Annotated in this window: 2 protein-coding genes; both read right to left on the reverse strand. The window is 34.5% G+C overall.

From position 1 onward, the window contains the following. Positions 1–72: 72 nt before the first annotated feature. A complete protein-coding gene (locus HNS38_RS19665) occupies positions 73–1,974 on the reverse strand; it encodes an HYR domain-containing protein (RefSeq protein ID WP_172346958.1) in 1,902 nt (633 codons plus the stop codon). A 3-nt stretch (positions 1,975–1,977) separates the two neighbouring features. Next, complete coding sequence (locus HNS38_RS19670) at positions 1,978–4,605, reverse strand: YCF48-related protein (protein ID WP_172284508.1); 2,628 nt, start codon at positions 4,603–4,605, stop codon at positions 1,978–1,980. Between the last annotated feature and the right edge of the window lie 116 nt (positions 4,606–4,721).

Genomic DNA, 4,721 nt, shown 5'->3' on the forward strand with positions numbered 1-4,721 from the left:
AAGTCAGAAAGAAATAGTCTTGTAATCATATGTATATCTGTAACTTAAAAAAATATACAGCTTAAGTTAACGCTAATGGGTATTACCACTACCATCGGTTGCTGTAAGAGTAATTGTAGTGGTCCCCAAACCAAGAGTAGCACCAGCAGCTGGTGATTGAGTAATGGTTGGAGAGGCTGTACAGTTATCAGTAGCAGTAACAGAACCGGTTAAATTTGGAGCAGTCCCTTGACAGGAAGCATTAGCAATTATATAAATAGGGGTTGAGGCGCAGACTGTAATAGTTGGAGCTGTGTTATCTACTACAGTCTGATTCACGGTACAAGTAGCAGTATTTCCGCTGCCATCGGTTGCAGTAAGGGTAATTGTAGTAGTCCCTAACCCCAAAGTAGATCCAATACTAGGAGATTGTGTTATTGAAGGAGATGCTGTACAATTATCAGTGGCAGTAACTTGTCCAGTGAAATCTGGAGTAGAAGCTTGACATGCTGAATTTGCAGGTATGTTTGCAGGGTTTAAAGCACAAACAGTAATAACCGGAGGTACATCATCAACAACAGTTACAGTTGATGTACAAGTACTTTGATTTCCTCCATTATCAGTTACTGTTAGAGTAACTGTATTTGTTCCCAGATTACTGCAATCTACTGTTGCAGGGGAAACTGAAAGGTTGGCTATACCACATTCGTCTGAACTTCCATTATTAACTTCTGAAGTAGGAATAGGTATGCTAGCAGGGGGAGCCGGAAGTCTTGAATTTTGATTGTGGTTTCGATTAGAGCTCTTGGAGCCTGATAGATAAATAGTAGCATTCTTGCATGATGCAACAGGTGGTGTTATATCTTTCACTGTTACTGTTGAATTACAAGTTGCTGTATTTGAGGCGTTATCTGTCACAGTAAGGGTTACTGTAACATTTCCAATGTTATTGCAGTCAAAAGAGTTTGGAGAAACACTAAGTGACGCTATTCCACTACATGCATCTGAACTTCCATTGTCAACTTGTGAAGCTGTTATAGTTGCATTACCTGCAGCGTTTAGTTCAACTTCAATATTTTTGCAAATAGCTATTGGGGCAGTATTATCAATAGTTTCGTTTACAATTGTTTTTGTCGTATCGACACAATTAAAAGCGTTTGCATCTGTTACTTCAACAATATAGGTTCCAAAATTTGAGGAGGTTGAGTTTGGAATTGTAGGATTATTAACTGCTGATGAGAAACTATCTGGTCCTGTCCAGCTATATGAAGTACCTCCGCTAGATGTTAAGGTAATTGTTTCACCAGGACAATACGGACCTGAGTTGGAGGCTACAGCAGTAGTTGAAAATGAATAAAAACTTCCATTATCAAATGATGTACATATAAAGCTTGATGGATCAGTATGTAAATTATCAAATAACTCTACTGCTGGAGTCCATTGGTTGGCATTACTACTTCCAATATAATTGGCATTAGAAGGCCCATAAGCTTCAATAATTACATGTTCATTAAAATTACTTTCAATTGGAAATAGTAATAATGAGCCCGACTGACTAATTGTGACTGGGCCCCCAGCATCTGTTATTGTAATGGTCATTTTTACAGATACTGATTGAGTTACCCAAGAACTACTTGTATTTAAAAACCTGTAGTTTGTATTACCTGTATATACAATAATTCCGCCTGATAAATTAGAAGAACCCGCTGCATAACTTAGGTCGTCCATGACAGGGCAATTTACATCGAGGCTATATCCATTGATCACATCGTTGAGTGTAGTACCAAGCCCCCATGTATAACAAGTTTCCATCCAGTCTGGCCAATTTGTATTAGTGTAGGAGAATGTTTTCCCTCCAGTTTTACCAATATATACACCGCTGCTTGGGGTACTTGAAACACTTGTGCCAGGAGGGTCGGACACACTTGTTTGTGCTTGAATATCCATTGGAAACAATCCTAAAATAAGAATGATGAATAGTAGAAGATTTTTCATATGTTATTTTTTAATTATTTTCTTAGTATATACTTTGTTATTTATTTCAACTACCACAATTAATAATTGAGGTGAAATACCTTGTAAATCAACTATTATAATGTCATTATCATATTTTGAAATTTCTTTAATATAGATTAGTTCACCATTTATACCATAAATTTTTACTATGGCCTGGTCATTATTCTTTAGCTTTAGAATATCTATATTGGCATAGTTATTTGTTGGATTTGGGTAAATACTAAAGGATTCATTTAATTGAAATGATTCAGAAATATTTTGAGGTTGGATAATGGCATCAAAACTCATATTGTCAAGTAAAGCATATGAATCTCCAGGGACTCCTTGATGATTATTTTTTGCAATTGTAAAATATATAGATGCACTATCTGCTTGCCCTTCATTGAAATAATTTATTTGAACTTCTTTTAGCGTGTATTCATTTACTGATTGAACAATGAATTGATAACCATTTCCAATAACTTCACCATTTGAATACATTTCTACATTTATAAACAAGCTATCGTCATTTTCGGGATAAAACTGATAATAAAAGAAGAATTTTTCAGCGTTTGAGTAAACGGGGAAACTGGGGCCATATTCATATTTATTATGGTATGAAGATAAATGAGCAAATTTCATGTTTTGCTCACCTATAGAATTAGATAGTTTTAAGGCTAAGTTTCCTGAGAATGCTTCATTATTTTTTTCTACGATTGGAGTAGGGTCGTTATTGTCCTGATTTGAATACCACTTATTGATTGTAAACTCAGACTCCTCTGTCCAATTTTCAAAATTATTATTGGGAAGTTGTTCCGAAGAATTAATAAACTCTATTTTATCAATTGCGATATTACTTTCAGGATTGGTTTGTCCTGAGAAAACATTTGAACTAACTATACCAAAAAATAATTGTTCTGGTTGCATTTCATTCAAGTAGTTAATTGCAAATTTTACATTTATAAATTCTTCATTTGAGGAACCGTAAACTTGTTGGAAATTATTTGAGATAAGCGATTCATCATTTAATTTCAACATAGAGATTACTAAGGCAGTATCGTTTTCAGCAATATCATATTTAAGCCATATTGATACAGAATCTGGCCTGCTGTTAAAAGGGACACCACCGACTAAACCATTATCTCCAGGAGAGCCTAAAAATATTGCTCCTATATCATCATCGTTAGTTTGAAGTAAAGCAGCTTGAGAATTATTTGGAGATGTTATTTGCGAAACACTCCCTGAATATCCCCAATCATCCAATATTGAAGTAGTGTTTTCTGTCCAGTTTTCAAAACTGAAATTAGGAATATAGTCTAATCCTGTGTAAAATACAATGATGTTACTATAACTTGTTCCATGAATATTACTAGTTTTGATACGACCAGAGTATTTGGTATTTTCATTTAATTGATAAACAATTAGATCTATTATTATATCATCTTCTCCATTAATAGCCTCATAGAAAACGGAGACAGATTGATCGAATAAATTATTTTCACCGTACTCAAAAATGACTTCAGTATCTGAACCATTTGGATTGGTACTCCCAGAAAATTTTACGCTTGAAGAGGTGAGTACTAGAGCTGGTTCGTTTAATTGTGATGTGGCTAGGTTTCCAGTGAAATCATTAAAACATCCATATTTTCCATAATTCCCTGCAGTTAAGCCCAGAAACTTATTTTTGAAACCAATATCGTTTAAGTGAACAGTGTCATTGGCTTGTAAAGAATAATCAAACCAATTATCACCCATGTCTTCTGTTTGAAGAAAGCTTCCATAATTACCTACAGCAAGAAGGACATCGTCATCATATTTAGATATAGCATTTAACATATGGTCTACTTGGTCTTTAACAATAGACCAATTTGCGCCACCATCTGTAGTTTTTATAATGGTCTGAATAGAATCATTTGTTGGGTTCCCCCCAACTATGATTCCAACATTTTCATTTGAAAAATAAATGCTATTTAACCTTCTGTTTTGCAGGTTTCCAGTTGGCGATAAATCACTCCAAGTATCACCTGAATCTGTGGATTTTAAAACAGTTCCATTATCACCACATGCATATGCAATGGTTTCATTAACAAAGAAAACATCTCTTAACATTGGTCCTAAGTTGTCCGAAATGATACTCCAAGTCTGTCCGCCATCATTTGTTTTGATTATAGTTCTAATGGCATCGTTACTTTCGTTTCCTCCCAATACAATACCTGTAGTAGCATTTGTAAAATGGGTCGCGTAATAGTTTCTTCCAGAGAGATTCCCTGGTAATTCTATTTGTTCCCAAGAGCCCCCTTGATCTGTTGATTTTAAAATAGTTCCAGAGGTACCTACTGAGTATCCAATATTTGCATTGGGAAACGAGATGTCATGCAACCATGCATTTACATTATCAAGAGCCAACAACCAGTTTTGACAAGTATCATCGGAATAATATATTGTTGATATGGCATCATTACTTTCCCAGCCACCAACTAAAAAACATCTGCTTTCGTTGAATGCAACCTTATTAATATGTCTCATTTTTGGAGCACTACTAAACTCCCATGCCTCAATATTTTGAGAATATGTGAAAGAACTGAGGACCATAAATAGTCCAATAAATAAATAGTACAGAATTGATTTCATATTTTGATTTAAGTTATTGCTATCGTTTAAAAATGATATTCTTAATAATTTGATATTATTATTTAGGGTTACCCATTTAGTTCACAAATAGTTGTATATGAGTATATTATTTTGTA

It is taken from the genome of Lentimicrobium sp. L6 (genome assembly GCF_013166655.1).
Lineage (GTDB): Bacteria > Bacteroidota > Bacteroidia > Bacteroidales > UBA12170 > UBA12170.

Bases quoted from the DNA above. Each gene is read 5' to 3' on its own strand.
- HNS38_RS19665 (WP_172346958.1), bottom strand. From the start codon at position 1,974: ATGAAAAATCTTCTACTATTCATCATTCTTATTTTAGGATTGTTTCCA.
- HNS38_RS19670 (WP_172284508.1), bottom strand. From the start codon at position 4,605: ATGAAATCAATTCTGTACTATTTATTTATTGGACTATTTATGGTCCTC.